General features: G+C 70.9%; 16 protein-coding genes. 9 read left to right on the top strand and 7 right to left on the bottom strand.

Translation table 11 applies throughout. The features are described 5' to 3' along the window. The first annotated feature begins 70 nt into the window (after nucleotides 1–70). Genes KGD87_RS03890 through KGD87_RS03870 form a run of 5 tightly spaced genes read left to right on the top strand, consistent with a single transcriptional unit; the run spans nucleotide 71 to nucleotide 4880 of the window. Complete coding sequence (locus tag KGD87_RS03890) at nucleotides 71–1429, top strand: zinc-regulated TonB-dependent outer membrane receptor (protein ID WP_284666206.1); 1359 nt, start codon at nucleotides 71–73, stop codon at nucleotides 1427–1429. Nucleotides 1430–1446: 17 nt separating this feature from the next. After that, nucleotides 1447–2376, top strand: a complete 930-nt coding sequence (locus tag KGD87_RS03885; RefSeq protein WP_284666205.1) for a metal ABC transporter substrate-binding protein — start codon at nucleotides 1447–1449, stop codon at nucleotides 2374–2376. A gap of 3 nt (nucleotides 2377–2379) precedes the next feature. Continuing rightward, complete coding sequence (locus tag KGD87_RS03880; RefSeq protein ID WP_284666204.1) at nucleotides 2380–3228, top strand: hypothetical protein; 849 nt, start codon at nucleotides 2380–2382, stop codon at nucleotides 3226–3228. Beyond that, a complete protein-coding gene (locus KGD87_RS03875) occupies nucleotides 3215–4027 on the top strand; it encodes a metal ABC transporter ATP-binding protein (RefSeq protein WP_284666203.1) in 813 nt (270 codons plus the stop codon). Before KGD87_RS03880 ends, KGD87_RS03875 begins: the two co-directional genes overlap by 14 nt. After that, on the top strand, nucleotides 4008–4880 hold the full coding sequence (locus KGD87_RS03870; protein WP_284666202.1) for a metal ABC transporter permease: 873 nt from the start codon (nucleotides 4008–4010) through the stop codon (nucleotides 4878–4880). Before KGD87_RS03875 ends, KGD87_RS03870 begins: the two co-directional genes overlap by 20 nt. A 3-nt stretch (nucleotides 4881–4883) precedes the next feature. Here the strand turns inward: KGD87_RS03870 and KGD87_RS03865 are convergent, their stop codons facing one another. Both KGD87_RS03865 and KGD87_RS03860 read right to left on the bottom strand, forming a co-directional pair. Beyond that, the gene (locus KGD87_RS03865) at nucleotides 4884–5435 is read right to left on the bottom strand and encodes an isochorismatase family protein (RefSeq protein ID WP_284666201.1); all 552 of its coding nucleotides are present in this window, start codon (nucleotides 5433–5435) and stop codon (nucleotides 4884–4886) included. 99 nt (nucleotides 5436–5534) lie between these two features. Further along, entirely contained in the window at nucleotides 5535–6293 is a 759-nt protein-coding gene (locus KGD87_RS03860) for an NAD(P)-dependent oxidoreductase (protein ID WP_284666200.1), read from the bottom strand. Nucleotides 6294–6390: 97 nt separating this feature from the next. Between KGD87_RS03860 and KGD87_RS03855 the strand changes: the two genes are divergently transcribed. After that, nucleotides 6391–7065, top strand: a complete 675-nt coding sequence (locus KGD87_RS03855; RefSeq protein ID WP_284666199.1) for a TetR/AcrR family transcriptional regulator — start codon at nucleotides 6391–6393, stop codon at nucleotides 7063–7065. Between the two features lie 32 nt (nucleotides 7066–7097). On the opposite strand, the gene KGD87_RS03850 is transcribed toward KGD87_RS03855, so the two are convergent. The 5 genes from KGD87_RS03850 to KGD87_RS03830 form a co-directional block, all read right to left on the bottom strand. Next, nucleotides 7098–8831 carry a UDP-N-acetylglucosamine--peptide N-acetylglucosaminyltransferase SPINDLY family protein gene (locus tag KGD87_RS03850; protein ID WP_284666198.1) on the bottom strand — a complete coding sequence of 578 codons (1734 nt, stop codon included), beginning with the start codon at nucleotides 8829–8831 and terminating at the stop codon, nucleotides 7098–7100. Between the two features lie 10 nt (nucleotides 8832–8841). Further along, nucleotides 8842–9444 (bottom strand): hypothetical protein, encoded by a 603-nt coding sequence (locus KGD87_RS03845; protein ID WP_284666197.1) that lies wholly within the window; start codon nucleotides 9442–9444, stop codon nucleotides 8842–8844. Nucleotides 9445–9459: 15 nt separating this feature from the next. After that, complete coding sequence (locus tag KGD87_RS03840) at nucleotides 9460–9843, bottom strand: hypothetical protein (protein ID WP_163781550.1); 384 nt, start codon at nucleotides 9841–9843, stop codon at nucleotides 9460–9462. Between the two features lie 85 nt (nucleotides 9844–9928). Then, nucleotides 9929–10426 (bottom strand): hypothetical protein, encoded by a 498-nt coding sequence (locus KGD87_RS03835; RefSeq protein ID WP_284666196.1) that lies wholly within the window; start codon nucleotides 10424–10426, stop codon nucleotides 9929–9931. 275 nt (nucleotides 10427–10701) lie between these two features. Further along, nucleotides 10702–11136, bottom strand: coding sequence for a hypothetical protein (locus tag KGD87_RS03830; RefSeq protein WP_284666195.1), 435 nt, complete (start codon nucleotides 11134–11136; stop codon nucleotides 10702–10704). A gap of 337 nt (nucleotides 11137–11473) precedes the next feature. On the opposite strand from KGD87_RS03830, the gene KGD87_RS03825 reads away from it, so the two are divergent. From KGD87_RS03825 to KGD87_RS03815, 3 genes are all read left to right on the top strand, one after another. Next, entirely contained in the window at nucleotides 11474–12946 is a 1473-nt protein-coding gene (locus KGD87_RS03825; protein ID WP_284666194.1) for a hypothetical protein, read from the top strand. Between the two features lie 57 nt (nucleotides 12947–13003). Beyond that, nucleotides 13004–14158, top strand: coding sequence for a lytic polysaccharide monooxygenase auxiliary activity family 9 protein (locus KGD87_RS03820; RefSeq protein ID WP_284666193.1), 1155 nt, complete (start codon nucleotides 13004–13006; stop codon nucleotides 14156–14158). A 139-nt stretch (nucleotides 14159–14297) separates the two neighbouring features. Continuing rightward, on the top strand, nucleotides 14298–15788 hold the full coding sequence (locus KGD87_RS03815) for a hypothetical protein (RefSeq protein WP_284666192.1): 1491 nt from the start codon (nucleotides 14298–14300) through the stop codon (nucleotides 15786–15788). The last annotated feature ends 60 nt before the right edge of the window (nucleotides 15789–15848 follow it).

The raw sequence follows: 15848 nt of genomic DNA, 5'->3' as shown, positions 1-15848 counted from the left end.
CGTCTGAGGACTGGCAGGTCATTGGTGGGCGTGGCCGCTTCGCGGGCGCCCCGTTCGAGGAGCATTCCAGGTGGCAACCCGTTCGCGCCGTGCTCACGGCGCTCTCATCGTCGTTTCACTCACGCCCTTCCTCTTCGCCAGCGGCGCCAGCGCCCAGGACGCCTCCGCGCCTCCGGCGGACGCCCCCGTGCAGGAGTCACAGGAAGACGCCGCGCCCGCGCTCACGCCCGAGGAGCTGGAGGAAATCGAGAAGGCGCTTGGCAGCGACGCCGCGGCCGCGCAGCAGAACGCGCCCACCGGCACCGCGGCGCCGCCCGCCTCCAGCCCCGGCGGTGGCTCCGCGCTCTCCATCCCCGGGGTGAACAACCCCAACACGGGCGCGAACTTCCTGGACCTGAGCTTCATCCTGGACGTGGCCGCCGCGGCCTTCACGGACAAGGAGCCCCTGCAGAGCGGCGCGCATGACCCCACGCACAACGGCTTCAACCTGCAGCAGTTGGAGCTGTCCATCGGCTCGGTGGTGGACCCCTACTTCCGCTTCGACGCCAACATCGTCTTCAGCCAGTTCGGCGTGGAAATCGAAGAGGCCTACGGCACCACGCTGACGCTGCCCTACAACCTCCAGGTGCGCGCCGGTCAGTTCCTCACGCGCTTCGGCCGCATCAACCCCACGCACCCGCATTCGTGGGACTTCGTGGACCAGCCCTTCGCCGTGGGCCGCATCTTCGGAGGCGAAGGCAACCGCGGCCTGGGCGCCGAGGTGTCCTGGCTGGCGCCCCTGCCCTGGTACGTGGAGGTGATTGGCAGCACCACCGACGCCACCGGCGAGGCCACCGCGCGCAGCTTCCTGGGCGCCACCAACGAGCGGGTGCAGTCCCCGTTCGATTTGCAGCTCACCGGCGCGGTGAAGCAGTTCTTCCCCCTGTCGGACGACGTGTCCCTCATGTGGGGCCTGTCCACCGCCACCGGGCCCAACCCCACCGGCTACCGCAACCGCACGGACGTGTTCGGCACGGACCTGTACCTGCGCTACCGGCCCATCACCCAGGCCTACAACACCACGCTCATCACGCTCCAGGCGGAGGCCTACTACCGCCGCCGCCAGGTGCCCGGAGACGTGCTGACGGACTTCAACACCTACGCCCAGGCCGCCTGGCGCTTCTCGCCGCGGTGGGCCACCGCGCTGCGCTACGAACTGGGAACCGCGGCGCGCGGCGAAGACGGCGCGCGCGTCATCGACCCGCTGGACCCGGAGTGGACGGAGTCACGCAACCGCGTGTCCGCCAACGTCACCTTCTGGCCCACCGAGTTCTCCCGGCTGCGCCTCCAGGGCGCCCGTGACAGGGCCGGGTGGCGGGATGAACCCGGCTACTCCTTGATGCTCGCGCTCGAGCTGGTGACCGGCGCCCACGGCGCCCACGCCTTCTAACCCCTTTCTCAGGAGCCATGACCATGCGTCTCTCCCGTCTGCTCGCGGCCGTGTGCGCCGCCTTCACCCTCTCCGTCGCCTCCCCCGCCCGGGCGGACCTCAACGTCGTCACCACCCTGCCGGACCTGGCCGCGCTGACGAAGGCCGTGGGCGGCGACCACGTCAAGGTGCAGGCCCTGGCGCTGTCCAGCCAGGATCCGCACTTCGTGGACGCCAAGCCGAACCTCGCCCTGGCGCTCAACCGCGCGGACCTGCTCATCGCCGTGGGTCTGGACCTGGAGATTGGATGGCTGCCCACGCTCCAGGTGGGCGCGCGCAACTCGAAGATCCTCGTGGGCAACCCGGGCTACCTGGTGGCCTCGCAGTTCGTGAAGCTGCTGGAGGTCCCCACGGTGCAGGTGGACCGGGGCCAGGGCGACGTCCACCCGGGCGGCAACCCGCACTTCCTCTATGACCCGCGTCAGGCGCTGTCCGTCGCGCGTGGCATCACCGACCGGCTGGCGCAGTTGGATCCGAAGAACGCGCGGGCCTACCGCGACAACCTGGCCACCTTCACCACCGAGCTGGAGAAGTCGCGCGCGGACTGGGAGAAGCGGCTGGTGTCGCTGCGTGGCCAGCCCGTCATCGCCTACCACCGGACCATGGCGTACCTGGCGGACTGGCTGGGCTTCGACACCATCATCTACCTGGAGCCCAAGCCCGGCATCCCGCCCAACCCGTCCCACGTGGCGAGCGTCCTGGCCCAGGGCCGTCAGCGCAAGGCGCGCATGGTGCTGATGGAGAGCTACTACCCGGACACCACCGCGCGGCTGGTGGCCTCGAAGATTCCCGCGCCGCTGGTCACCCTGCACGGCGGCACGGACTTCAAGGCGAACGAGACGTACCTCCAGCACATCAACGAAATGGTCGAGCGCCTGGAGAAGGGGCTCGCCGGCAAGGGGACCTGAGCCATGCGGACCCGCCTCCTCCTTCCCCTACTCCTCCTGTCCGGCTGCGCGCTGGACTCCGGTGAGAGCTTCGCCGTGCTGGAACCCACCGTCCGCGCGGACTACACGCCGGTGGCCGGGCGCGACGTGGGCAACGGCTTCCAGCGGCTCGCCTCCGACTTCGAGCTCCGCCTGGACGGCGCGGCGCTGGGCGTGGACCACATCGACCTGGTGGCCAGCGGCGGCACCCGCGGCCCCGCGACTTTCGACCCGGCCAACCCGCCGCCGGGCTACGGCAACTGCCACAACGGCCACTGCCACCGCGACGACGGCGCGCTGGTGGACTACGAGGACATCCAGGCGGAGCTGGATGGCGGCGGTGGCGGCGCGGAGGCCACGGTGGCCAGCCTGCATGTGGACGCGGACCTGGACCTGCTGGCGGACCAGACGCTGTCGCCCGGCTGCGAGCCGTCCTGCGAGCTGGACCGCACCCAGGTCAGCCGCTACCAGTGGGACGTGTCGTCGGTGCACCTGGAAGGCGTCGTGCGCGACAGCCGCGCCACGCCGCGCTTCAACGACGAGCGCCGCTTCCGGCTCGCGTTGGCGGCGGCGGCGGAGGCCACGCCGCTGCTGGTGCTGCGTGGCACGGTGGACATCCCCGCGGACCGGGAGAACAAGCCGCGCGTGAAGCTGGCCCTGCGGCTGGCGCTGGCGCCCACGCTGTTCGACTCGCTGGACTGGGCGTCCACCACGCCCGGCCCCGACGGCGTGGTGGACCTGAACGCTCCCGAGAACGTCGCCCTCCGGACCGCGATGGTGGAGGCAATGGCCACCCTGGAGCCACAGGCGGAGGTGCGGCGTGAAGACCGTTGAGCCCTCGGACGGCGCGCACGCGGTACCCACCCCCTTCACCCCGGGTGACGCGCTGCTCACCTGCGAGAAGCTGGTCATCGGTTACGACGGCAAGGCCATCCTGCCGCCCATCGACCTGACCATCCGCCGCGGCCAGTTCGTGGCGGTGGTGGGCCGCAACGGCTCCGGCAAGAGCACCTGGTTCCGGACGCTGCTGGGCATGCAGCCGCCGGTGTCCGGCACCATCTCCCGCGCCTCCGCGCAGGTGCGCAGCGCCTATGTGCCGCAGACGTCCGCCATCGACTCGCTGTTGCCGCTGCGCGCGGGCGAGCTGACGGCGTGGGGACGCCTGCGCGGCTGGAGCTTCCTGTGGCCCTTCGCCCGGAAGGCGGACCGGCAGGCCGTGCAGAGCGCGCTGGAGACGGCCGGCGCCAAGGCCTTCGCGGCGCGGCCCTACCGCGAGCTGTCGGAGGGTCAGAAGCAGCGCACGCTGCTGGCCCGGCTGGTGGCCACCGAGGCGGACCTGGTGCTGCTGGACGAGCCCACCGCCGCCATGGACGCGGTGGCCGAGCGCGAGACGATGCAGCGGCTGTGCACGCTGTCGCGTGAGCGGGGCCTGGGCGTGGTGGTGGTGTGCCACGACCTGGAGGTCGCCGCCGAGCACGCGGACGTGCTCGTCTTCGTGGACCGCGAGACGTCCGCCTTCGTCATGGGCGATGCCCGCACCGTCTTCTGTCACCCCGCCTTCCGCCGCCAGTACGGCGACGAGTACTGCCACCGCGCGCCCCTGGGACCTCACCGTGGAAACGACGCTCGCTGAACCGTCCAAGTGGGAGCAGTTCCACCTGGCGTTCGATTTGTTCAGGGACCCGCTGCTGTGCGCGCTCATCGCCGGCGGCGTGCTGGGCTTCCTGAGCGTGTACGTGGTGCTGCGGCGCATGGTGTTCGTCAGCGCCGCGGTGGCCCAATCCGCGGGCCTGGGCGTAGCGCTGGCCTTCTACGCCGCCATCCACCTGGGCACGCACGTGGAGCCCGTGCTGGGCGCCACCACCCTGGCCCTGCTGGCCACGCTGCTGCTGATGACGGAGCCGGCGAAGCTGCGCCTCACGCGGGAGAGCCTGCTGGGCCTGGCCTACGCGCTGGCGGGCGGCGCGGCGGTGCTCGTGGGAGACCGCATCGCGCAGGAGGCGCACGACATCCAGGGCATCCTCTTCGGCACGGCGGTGCTGGTGACGCCCGAACAGCTCTACACGGTGGCCATCGCGGGCGGGGCCGTCATGTTCATCCAGCTGTGGTGGTACCGGGGCATCACCTTCGCCAGCTTCGACCGGACGGGCGCGCTGGTGCAGGGGCTGCCGGTGCGCCTGCTGGACGGCGTGCTGATGGTCAGCATTGGCGTCATGGTGGGCGTGTGCGCCCGGGCGCTGGGCGCGCTGCCGGTGTTCGCCTTCTCCACGCTGTCCGCCATCGCCGCGCTGATGTTGGAGCTGCGGCTGCCGTGGACCTTCTTCGTCGCCACGCTCTTCGGTGCCATCGCGGGCGTGGGCGGCTATCTCTTCGCCTTCTTCTACGACTTCCCCGTGGGGGGCTCGCAGACGGTGTTCGCCGCGGCCCTGGTGGCCGTGGCGACCGTCCTCCGGATGCTCGTCCACGCGGTGCAGAAGGCGCGCTGAGGGTCAGCGGACCGCGGCGGAGACCTGCTTGAACTCGGGCGTGCCGGCGCGCCCGAGCAGGTCGAACAGCGCGGCCTCCACCGTGACGACGTGCGCGCCCGCGTCACGGCACAGCTGGAGGCCCACCTGCCGGTCCTCCTGCGCGCGGGACAGCACCGCGTCCGCCAGCAGGAACGGGGACAGCCCGCGCTCGGCCAGGTCACGCACCGTCTGGAAGACGCAGATGTGCGCCTCCATGCCCGCCACCAGCACCTGCGTGCGCCCGCCGAGCGAGGCCAGCACGTCCGGAACGGCGGCGCTGAACTCCAGCTTCTCCACCGCCTTGACGTCCTTGAGCGCGCGCATGCGGAGCAGCGAGTGCGTGGGGCCCAGCCCCTTGGGGTACTGCTCGGTCAGGAGAATGGGGAGGCCCAGCGCGCGCGCACCGTCGATGGCGGCGGAGGTGCGGCTGAGCATCCGGTCCAGCGCGTCCCGGTCCATGGCGGCGCACAGGCGCTCCTGGATGTCCACGACGAGCAACGCGGCCTGGTCCTGCTTGAGGCGGAAGGTGGGCATGCCCCCTCCTCGCGCGAACGGCGCGGGCCCGTCAAGCGGCGGGAGCCGCCAGCGCTGATGGTGGACGCCCGCACGGCGAGGACTTCCAGCGGGTGACAGTCAACGGGGCGTGTCTCCCACGGGTGAGGTCGTGTTCCCGGCGGGCTCGGTGAATCGACCACCGCCGGCGTGGGCCAGCGCGCTGGGTGAGCGGCACCCGACAATCGCTGGCGCCTCATGGATGAGCGTGTCGTCGGTGAGCGCCTCCACCATGAACAGCGCGAAGTCCACGCGCCGCGTCAGGTTGCTCGCGAGCACGGGATCGCCGACGTGGCGGCTCCACACGGGCAGGCCCTGGCTCTCGCCCTCCTCGAGGTCGCTGCCACGGACGACGGTCCACCGCCGATCGCTGGCGAAGATTCGGCGGCAGGCCTCCACCTGGTCGTCGATCTCGGCAAGGCGGATGGCGCGGGCCAGCCACGTGAAGATCCGGACGAACGCCTTGAACTTCCCGGAGTACTGGTCCTGTCCGTCCCGGGTGATGTGCCAGCCACAGGAGAAGACCAGACGCGCGTCGGGGACGGCGAAGTCGAGCACCGCCTGCGCCGTGCCCGACGAGTACTGCTGCACGCCCCAGGGAGCCAGCACCGTCAGCACGCCGTCGCATCCGGCGACCGCTTTGCGGATCACCTCCCGGTCGTTCGTCGGCCCGGGGACAATCGTGATCCGGTCCGAGAACGCGGCGAGCTTCGGGACGCTGCGTTCGCGACACACGCCGACGACCTCGTAGCCTCGCTCCAGGGCGTGCCGCACCATGTACTGCCCGAGCTTCCCCGAGGCGCCGATGATGCAGACCTTCCGCTGCTGGTGCGTGCTCATGTTTTTCTCCTGCCTCTCATCCCGGCCTGAACTTACGTTGTAAGCAACACTATACTTACGTCGTAAGCCCGTCAAACGTCAGCGAGAGGGAGCATCCATGCGCAAGCGCAGCACCGGCCAGCACGCGAGCCCGAAGCGGGCGCCGCTCAGTCGGGAGCGGGTGGTCACCGCGGCAATGGCGCTGGCCGACGAGAAGGGTGCGGCCGGGGTCACCATGCGGGCGATCGCCGCCCGGCTGGGCGTCGAGGCGATGTCGCTCTACAACCACGTGGCCAGCAGGGAGGACATCCTCGACGGGATGGTCGACGCGGTGTTCGGAGAGATCGACCTTCCGATAGCGACCATGGGCTGGAAGGAGGCCATGCGCGACCGTGCCGCCTCGTCGCGCACAGTGCTTCGACGCCATCCCTGGGCCGTCGGACTGATGGACTCCCGCAGCCAGCCCGGCCCGTCCACCTTGCGCCACCATGACGCCGTCCTGGGCGCCCTGCGAGCGGGAGGGTTCTCCGTCGCGATGGCCGCGCACGCCTTCTCAGTCATCGACAGCTATCTCTACGGGTTCGTCCTCCAGGAGCTGAGCCTGCCGTTCACGAGCCCCGCCGAACTCGACGAGGTCGCAACCGACATCCTGCGCGACCTGCCAGCCGACGCCTACCCGCACCTCAAGGAGCTCATCACCGAGCACGCGCTCCAGCCGGGCTACCACTACGCCGACGAGTTCGATTTCGGCCTCTCCCTGATCCTCGACGCACTGCACCCCGACGAGGTCTAGCGCGTGTCTCGAGTCGAGCACCGCGACACGGCTCAGCAGGACACCGTCGCCTGCGCGGCCAGCGCCGGCGCTCCAGCCTCCCGCAGGGCGAGGAGCTCCGGCGGGTGCACGAGCCGCAGCAGGCGCCCCCGCCCGGCGATGAAGGCCCGAGCGCGGCGAAGCTCCGGCTGATGCGGGTCCGCGTCCCGCCAGCAGTCGAGGAACGCGGTGAAGTCCTCCACCGCGTTGCTCCAAGCGCCGAGCGCCACCTGAGACTCCGCGGACAGCAGGCGGAGGTGTCCACAGCCGGGTCGCTCCGCCACCAGCGTCTTCGCCAGCTCCACCGCCTTGTCCTCGCGGTGGGTCCGCAGACGCAGCCGGACCAGGGCCTCGCGCGCGGGCCGGGAGAAGGCCGCGGGCCCCGCTGCCCGGAGCCGCCGCTCCAACCGCCACGCACGCGTCAGCGTGGCCTCGGCGCGGCCCACGTCGCCCTTGCGAGCCTCGAGCGCGCCGCGCAGCTCCTGAGCGGCCACCTCCACCACGCGCGCCACATCCCGAGGGCACAGGGACAGGTCCTCCGAGCGGCGAGCCTCCGCCAGCAGCGCATGTCGTGCGTCCAGCGCGTTGCACACCCGCTCCACCTCGCCCAGCCGCGCGGCCTCCAACAGGCTCAGGCCTCGCGTGTACTGGCGCATCCCGTCCCGCAGCGCCCGCTCCGCCGGGCTGGCCGTGTCGGACAGCTCCATGGGCACGTCCGCCGCCGCGCGCCAGAAGCCGAAGCGCAGGTGCGCGGACATCATCGTGGCGGCGGCGAACAGCAGCGCCTGGTCGTCGCCTCCCGCGCCCTCCACCCGCTGCCGCAGGCGACGGGCCCACGCCTGGGCCTCACCGTACTGCCCCACTTCGGCGCAGCCCAGACTGAGCAGCCGCATGGCGGGCTCGGCGCTCGGCGCGTCGGAGGTGGGCAATCCTTCCTCGGCCAGGTACGCATCATCCGCGGCCACCGTGGCCTCCAGCACGCGCTGCGCCTCCGCCATCAGCCCGACCCGCTGAAGCAGGCGCCCCGCGGAGAGCAGCGCGGGACTGGCGCCAGGCGCCAACGTCACCAACCGGCGAGCACTGTCGCGAGCAGCCTCCGGCCGGCCGCTGTTCAACATGGCCTGCACCCACGCATGGTGGACGCCCGCGTGGTCCGGGTGGGAGCGCAGCAGCTCGCGCAGCAGGGCCTGCGCATACGGCTGCCCCTGTCCGGGCCGGCCATCCGGCTCGTAGCCGTCCAGGAGGAAGCCCGCGAGCAGCAGCCGCGCGTCGCCGTCCTCGGGATAGCGGTCGATGAGGCACTCCATGTCGCGCACGAAGGCGTGGCGCCCATTGGCCGGGCCCTTCTCCGCCAGCAGGCTGGCCGCGACGATGTAGCGCTGCTCGCGGTCCGACGTGCCCTCGCTCAGCGCCAGCGCGCGGCCCATGGCCTCCGCGCGGGCGGTGGCGAAGCGGGCGCCAGAGCCTCGCGTGAGGGCGAGCCCCCACCAGGCCATGGCCAGCGACGAATCCTCCCGCGTGGCCTGCGCGAAGGCGCGGCGGGCCTCACCGCCCCAGCCCAGGTGCAACAGCCGCAGGCCCTGGTCGAACCAGGCCTGAGCCTGGGGCCGGGCGGTGGTGACCTCCAGGTGGGCGTTGCCCAGGCCCTCGCGCATGCGCGGCGTGGGGAGCGCGTCATCCGCGACGTCCTCCCACGGCGCGCGGGCATGGACGGAAGGTTCATCGGCTCGGAGCAGTCGCGCCAACATGATGTCCTCCTCAGACCCCGGTGACCGGGGCGGTGCAGACGTTGAATCCAGAATCCAGGGAACGAAGGCGGGAGGCGAAGCGCCGCCACGCCGAGGCCAGTCCGTCCGCGGCGACAGGGGGCGCCTTGCGCCGTGCCTCGAAGCACTCGCGCCGCCAGGACGGCCCCACCTCGGAGGACACCCAATCCTCATGCTCGGCCAGCCACTCCGCCAGCGAGGCCAGCCCCGCGCGCAGCGCCCGCCGCTCGTGCCCCGCGGTCGGCAGGCGCGCCGGGCCCAGCTCCTCCGCGCGAAACGGCAGGCGGCCCGGCACCCCATCCAGCAGGACGGGCGCGAAGCCCGCCCGCGGGACGAAGATGGCTTCGCCGCACTCGCACAGCGCGCCGAAGCCCCACAGCGTCAGGCGCCCGCTGCCCGGAAGGTCCACCGTGTAGGGACTCTGTCCCTCCGCGCCTTCGGGGCGCGCGTGACGCACGAGTCCTCGTCGAACGAGGAGGTTCCCCTCCGGGCAGAGGACATCCCGCCCGAGGCACCACATGGAGACGTCGAACAGCCGGTCTCCATCGCGTCGCAGCTCACAGGGAAGCACGGTGGACATGGCATTGCCGGACATGGGCGCTGTCTCCTCTCAGCTCGCGGACTTCTTCGCCGTGGCGCCACGGCGCACGGGGCTGGCACCAAAGAGCGCGGGCGCATCCACCGGGCTTCCGCCCTGCTTGCCCAGCACCGCGTTGACGGCGCGCACCAGCTTTCCGCGCACGCTGGCCGTCAGCGGCAGGTCTCCCAGCGCGGCCTGGAGCTGCTGCGTGCTGATGCCCCGGCCGCTCTTCGGCTTGCCGATGGACAGCGACTCGTAGCTCTTGCCCTGCGTGTCCTTGTCACGGCGACGGGCGCTCCGCTGCTTCAGCAGGGTGCGTCCCTCGGAGCCGTAGGACTCGAGCTGACGCGACAGGCGGAGGAGCTTCTCGGAGGGGATGTTCTTGTCCGTCAGGAACTGCTGGAAGGAACCCATGGTCATCTCTCTCTTCGGGGAACGAGGGGCCGGCACTGACAGCGCCGGCCCCCGGGTGAACGGGCCAGGGAGCCCGGGGACAGCGTCAGTGCTCGTGGCCGTGGTCGTGCGACTCCTCGACGATGACGGAGACGGTCGCCGTGGACGTGGGGCCGAAGGTCAGGATGTGCGTGCCCACCGCGAGGGGCACCACGTGGCGGCCCTTGATGTCGGTGCAGCCCTCGGAGCTGCTGGTGCTCTCCTCGATTTCCACCGCCTCACCGCTGGCGGTGGTGATGGAGAGGGGCACGTCCGCGTTGGTGTAGATGACGTAGTCGGCGGCCTCGCTCGCGGCGAAGGACACGGCGCCCTGCTTCCCATCCGGGCCGTCCGCCAGGGTGATGTCGTAGCGGCGGTGGTCAGCGCGAATCGCGGGGGCCGCGTCCGTGCCCAGGGTGGCGGTGACGGTGGTGGCGGGCCCTTCCTGGAGGTGCTCGCACGCCTCGGCGTCGACCCCCTCTTCTTCGGGATGGTCGTCGTCGCCGCAGCCGGCGGAGACGAGGGCGGTGGACAGCAGGAACGCGGCAAGGAGCTTCTTCGTCATGGTGCTACTCCACGGGATTGGACTGCGGGTGTGCCACGCCCGCGCGCCAGCGACGGACACCGCCAGGACATGGAGGGGCCGCCACGGGTGCGTGGGAATGGAAGGGGTGTGCGCGAGGCACGAAACACGGGCGCCGTGAGACAGCTCAGCCGGCGTGGACGCAAAGCCGCAATGACTCACAGCCCGCGCGGAGCGGACGAAAGTCTGTCTGGCCTTAGCGGACGGGCAGCCTCACACGGCGCGACAGGCCACATGAGTGAGCAGACTCCCGGGCCTCACGCGCGCGGCGGAGACGCCTTGGGAGCCAGGTGCAGCCGGGCGACGGGCTCCGCGTGGAAGCGGAACACCGCCAGCGCGGGCTCGGAGCGAGCGGGCGCGACCAGGCGGGACGGCGTGTCCTGCTGCGGAGGCGGAGCCTCCCGCCGGAAGAAGGCGTGGACACAGTGGGCGTCGGCGCCGTGGGAGTCCGCCTCCGTGCGCTTGGAGGTGACCCGCACGTCGTCGAAGGAAGCCTCGACGTGACCGGCGCCGTGGGCGTCACCGACCTCCACGTGCATCACCTCGCCATGCTCCAGGCACGTGGCGTGCTGGACCAGGGCGAAGTGCATCACGCTCCCCATGTACGCCAGCACGCACACGAGCGCGAACGGCAGCGCCAGGCGGCGCGACCGGACGGAACTCACGGGCTGGTGATGGGTGGAGCGGCTCACGTCAGGGCTTTCCCGGTCAAACGGCGTCTACGCTTGTAAGCCAGACAGACCGTTCGCGCAAGTCAGACTGTCTCACGTGACCTTCGCCAGTGGACATCCCCCCTGATGAAGCGACAACAGCAACTCAGAAACAAACGCAACACAAGAACCCTTTCCAGCGCCACTGTCCGGGGGGGCCGGGGCGGCCGGCCCTGGCCCGGCGGGCGGCCCCTGGCCCCCGGGGGGGGGCGTCCCGCTCCGACGGGAGCCTCCGGGCCCGTGGACCGGTGGACCCGTCCGGGCGTAGGGTGCGCGCCGCCCGGGGAGAACCCGGGCGCACCACCGAGGTCACGACTTCGTGCAAGAGTTCATCGACGTGCTCCGGAGCCAGGCACGCCACATCGCGCCCGACCTGGCGCGAATCGCCTACCAGCGGGGCCTCGCCGTCACGCGACCGGACGGGACCACCCGCCCCATCCCCATCACCGCCACGCCCGTGGTGCTGGACGCCGCGGAGATTCGCCGCCGCTCGGAGCTGTCCGCCCGCCTGTCCTCCGCCACGGTGAAGATGGCGCAGGCGCAGCTCCAGGGCGCGGACGCGGAGACCCTGCTGGGCGCCCTCTCCCCCGTCGAGCGCGTGCTCGCCGAGCGCACCTGGCGCCAGTCCACCCGCCTGGCCACGACCCGCGTGGATTACTTCGTCGCCGGCGGCACGCCGTGGGCCTTGGAGGTCAACGCCACCATCCCCGCCATGCAGGGGTACTCCGACATCGCGGCCCGCACCTTCATCGAGGTGGTGGGCCGCTACTTCCGCTATCCGGAGAAGGCCCTGCCCGCCCTGCTGGCGCTCAACGGCAGCAACGCGCTGGCGCTGTACCGCGCGCTGCTGGACGGCTACGCGGCCGAGCGCAACGGCAGGATGCCGGACACGGTGGCCCTGCTGTGCCGCCGCAACGACGCCCAAATCACGGAGCTGCGCTGGCTGTGCGAGCGCTTCCGCGACTTCGGCGCGGACGCGGACCTGGTCCATCCGGACGAGGTGTCCGGTGACAACGCCTTCGTGGCCCACGGCAAGAAGTACGACCTGGTGTACCGGCACCTCTTCGTCCGGCGCCTGGAGGAGTCCCCCTCCCCCTGGGTGGAGGACTTCCTGGGCACGGTGCCCGGCAAGAAGGCGGTGTTCCTCAATCCCCCCGCCTCGCAGGTGGAGGTGAAGCTGACGTTCGCGCGCCTGTCGCAGGCCCTGGCCGAGCCCGCCCTGGCGGAGGCCGCGCGGCTCACGGGCGAAGAGCTGGAGGCGGTGCGCGCGTCCGTGCCGTGGACGCGGATGTTCCAGCCCGGACCGACGCAGGGCCCCGACGGAGAGCGCGTGGAGGACCTGGTGGCCCTGGTCGCCGCGACGCCGGCGCGCTTCGTCCTCAAGCGGTCCTGGGACTACGGCGGCCGAGCCGTCTTCCTGGGCCGCTCCACGGGCACCGTCCCCTACACGGAGCGGGTGCAGGCGGCCTATGGCGCGCCGATGACGTGGGCGGAGCTGTGCGCGCGCACGGCGGCGGACACGGCCGGCGGAGGCTTCGTGGTGCAGGAGGCGGTGGACTCGCCGCCCGAGGAGCACCTGCTCTGCGAGCCCAACGGCACCGTGCTGCCCACGTCCTTCTTCGTGGACTACTCCGCCTATGCCTCCGTGGGCCTGGCGCGGCAGCCCGCGTGGGGCGGTGTGTGCCGCGGGTCGATGTCGGAAATCGTCAACATCGTCGGCGGTGGCGGCGTGTTGCCGCTCATCACCTCCGAAGTGGCCTCGAAGCTCCTGATGGCGTGGAAGGCCATCTAGGCCGTTGACCCGATTTCGGCGGCCGCGCCCTCTCTCCTCGCACCACAGGAGGAAGGGATGACCTCAGCAGTGCAGCGGTGTCTCGGCGCGTCGCTCGCCGTCGTCTTCATGTCGTGCGCCAGCGTGGCCCTGGCGCATGGCTCCATGGAAGTACCCCTCAGCCGCGTCTACACCTGCTTCAAGGAAGGGCCGGAGACGCCGAAGTCAGACGCCTGCAAGGCGCTCATCCAGGCCGGCGGCACGCAGGCGCTCTACGACTGGAATGGCGTGCGTCAGGGCAACGCCAATGACAGGCACCGCGAAATCATCCCGGACGGGAAGCTGTGTAGCGCCGCGAATGAAAGCCACCGGGGCCTGGACCTCGCGCGCACGGACTGGCCCTCCACGCTCATCACTCCGGACCCCCAGGGCCGCTTCGAGTTCGTCTTTCACGCGACCGCCGTGCACGCCACCGGCTACTTCCGCCTCTACGTCACGCGCGAGGGCTACAACCCGGCGCTGCCGCTGAAGTGGTCGGACCTGGAAGCAAACCCCTTCTGCTCCATCACCCACGTCTCCGCCCAGAACAACCGATACCGGCTCAACTGCCCCTTCCCTCAAGGGAAGACGGGTGCGCATGTCATCTATGGCATCTGGCAGCGCTCGGACAGCCCGGAGGCCTTCTACGCCTGCACCGACGTGAAGTTCACCAACACCCCGCCGCCGCCCACGGCGTGGAAGGAGTTGGGCCAGGTGCAGGCGCGTGAAGACCTGCCCGCGGGGAGCTCGGTGACGCTGCGCGTGTTCGACGCGCAGGGCGCTGACGCCGAATCCCATGTGCATCCCCTGGCCACGGCCACGCCCGCGGCCCAGTGGATTCACGCGCTGGCGCAGCGGGTGAACGGCGCGTCCAGCCTCGTGCAGGTGGGCGTGCTCCAAACCACGGGGCACGTGAACCCCGTGCAGGACGCGCTGGGCAACCGCGTCTACGCGCGTGAGACGGGCTACACCTTCCAGGTCGACATCGTGAAGCCGCCTCCGGATGGCGGTGGCGAGCCTGTCTACCCGTCTGGGATTGAAGGCTATGCCGCGGGCACCGTGGTGCGGGGCACTGACGGCCTGCGTTATCGCTGCAAGCCCTTCCCCTACTCCGGCTGGTGCAAGGGCGCCGCGCTGCACTACGCGCCGGGCACGGGATTGAACTGGCAGGACGCCTGGGAGCGCATTCCCTGAAGCCTGCCGGTTGACGAAACACATCCCGCTTCGGAGTGAAGGCACCGGGATGCCACAACGCCAGACGCAACATGTTCGCGTCACGGCAGACAATCCCGGTGCCCCCGACATTCAAGCCCTCTCCAAGAAAGGTGTGTGTATGTCCCCCCGAATCGACCGGCGCGCGCTCTCGAAGCTCGGCTCGAAACTCCAGAAGGACGCGGGGCCGGCCCAGGCCCGGACGCCCACGGCGACGGCCTCCGCTGTCAGATACCAGACGCAGCGCAACGCGGATGTCTTCCAAGGTGCTGCTCCGCTTGGACTCGCGCGGGGTGTGCTCGGGGACACCATGGCGGCCCTCAACACGAGCCAGGTGGAGGCCCCGGCGCTGACGCCCGAGCAGCAGGCCTCGGCGGAGGAGGCGCAGGTTGAAGCCACCAACCGGCAGGACCCGTCCTACCTCACGGACTGGCTGAAGGCCCACCCCGACCCGGCGCAGCAGGCGGCCTTCATGGATCGCTTCTTCCAGTACGGCACCGAGGCGGGCCAGCTTCTCGACCAGGTGAGCGAGGAGGATTTGCCGCTGTTCTCCGCCGCCCTCGACGCGGCCTACCGTTCGGGTGCCGTCACGCTCGATGAACTGACGGCGGCCGTCGGCTCGCACCACTCGGGTGCCGTGAACGGCGAGACGCATGAGACGCTGGCGAAGATCATCGCCGGGACGGGCAACCCGGAGCTCATCACCGCCTACGCCCAGCGCGAGCTGGAAGTCATGATGGACAGCTACGCTCCGGACCCGGCGCGCTCGGTGGCCATCGCCACGGCGCTGGCGGGCCTGCCGCCGGACCAGCTCCAGGCGTTCCTGAAGGACAACCCAGACGCCCTGGGCCACGTCTTCAAGAACCTCAACGCCCCCGACGCCGCCGGCACTGAGGCGCTTGGAAGGCTGCTGGACGCGGCCAGCGCCATCCAGCCCGCCACGCCGGAGTCCATCAAGCTGTTCATGGACAGCATCGGTCACCTGGGAGACAACGCCGAGTCCCGCGCGGCGGCGGCGCGCTTCTTCATGCAGCACGCGGACGCGATCCTCGCCGCGGCGAGCGACGCCTCGGGCTCCATTGGCAGCGAAGGCGCGGGCAGGCTGTCCGAGTTCTTCACCCGGACGCTCTTCACCGAGCCCTCCTTCGAGGGCCAGGAGGAGTTCCACGCGTTCATCACCTCGAAGCTGAGTGACATGCAGGCGCAACTGGAGGCGGAGAAGGACGAAAAATCACCGTCACAGGAAACGCAGCGCCTGGCGCGGTCCATGGGCAGCCTGGTGGGAGCCATCGAGGGTGGCTTCCTCCTCTCCGTCGAGGAGCTGAACAAGCGCAACGAGGCCGTCAAGGGAGTGACGGGGCTGCTCTTCAAGCTCAAGGACCTGCTCCCCTCCTCGAGCATCCCGGGGCTGGGGACGCTGCAGGACCTCACCATCGACCAGATCCAGGACTGGGTGACGGACGCGCTCAAGGAGAATCCGGATGATCCGCAGGATGCCATTCCGTTCCACGTGATCTTCGGAGAGAGCATCTCCAACCCCACCCTCCGGGGCCTGTACGACTCCGCTCGGCTGACGTCCCTGGAGAACCGCGAGCTCGGCCTGAGCCCGTGAGCCCGCGCGGCCCGGGCCGGCGGGGATGCGCCGGCCTGGGTCCCCGAGGCGCGCCGCGCA

Origin of the sequence: Myxococcus sp. SDU36 (genome assembly GCF_030168875.1) — a bacterium.
GTDB classification, from domain to species: Bacteria; Myxococcota; Myxococcia; order Myxococcales; family Myxococcaceae; genus Myxococcus; species Myxococcus vastator.
The sequence above is the reverse complement of the archived record's forward strand: the minus strand, read 5'-3'. Positions and strand labels throughout refer to the sequence as shown.

Excerpts from the sequence above, each read along its gene's own strand:
- KGD87_RS03885 (WP_284666205.1), top strand. The coding sequence starts at position 1,447 with ATGACCATGCGTCTCTCCCGTCTGCTCGCGGCCGTGTGCGCCGCCTTC.
- KGD87_RS03880 (WP_284666204.1), top strand. The coding sequence starts at position 2,380 with ATGCGGACCCGCCTCCTCCTTCCCCTACTCCTCCTGTCCGGCTGCGCG.
- KGD87_RS03865 (WP_284666201.1), bottom strand. The coding sequence starts at position 5,435 with ATGCCCACCTTCCGCCTCAAGCAGGACCAGGCCGCGTTGCTCGTCGTG.
- KGD87_RS03860 (WP_284666200.1), bottom strand. The coding sequence starts at position 6,293 with ATGAGCACGCACCAGCAGCGGAAGGTCTGCATCATCGGCGCCTCGGGG.
- KGD87_RS03855 (WP_284666199.1), top strand. The coding sequence starts at position 6,391 with ATGCGCAAGCGCAGCACCGGCCAGCACGCGAGCCCGAAGCGGGCGCCG.
- KGD87_RS03850 (WP_284666198.1), bottom strand. The coding sequence starts at position 8,831 with ATGTTGGCGCGACTGCTCCGAGCCGATGAACCTTCCGTCCATGCCCGC.
- KGD87_RS03845 (WP_284666197.1), bottom strand. The coding sequence starts at position 9,444 with ATGTCCGGCAATGCCATGTCCACCGTGCTTCCCTGTGAGCTGCGACGC.
- KGD87_RS03840 (WP_163781550.1), bottom strand. The coding sequence starts at position 9,843 with ATGGGTTCCTTCCAGCAGTTCCTGACGGACAAGAACATCCCCTCCGAG.
- KGD87_RS03835 (WP_284666196.1), bottom strand. The coding sequence starts at position 10,426 with ATGACGAAGAAGCTCCTTGCCGCGTTCCTGCTGTCCACCGCCCTCGTC.
- KGD87_RS03820 (WP_284666193.1), top strand. The coding sequence starts at position 13,004 with ATGACCTCAGCAGTGCAGCGGTGTCTCGGCGCGTCGCTCGCCGTCGTC.
- KGD87_RS03815 (WP_284666192.1), top strand. The coding sequence starts at position 14,298 with ATGTCCCCCCGAATCGACCGGCGCGCGCTCTCGAAGCTCGGCTCGAAA.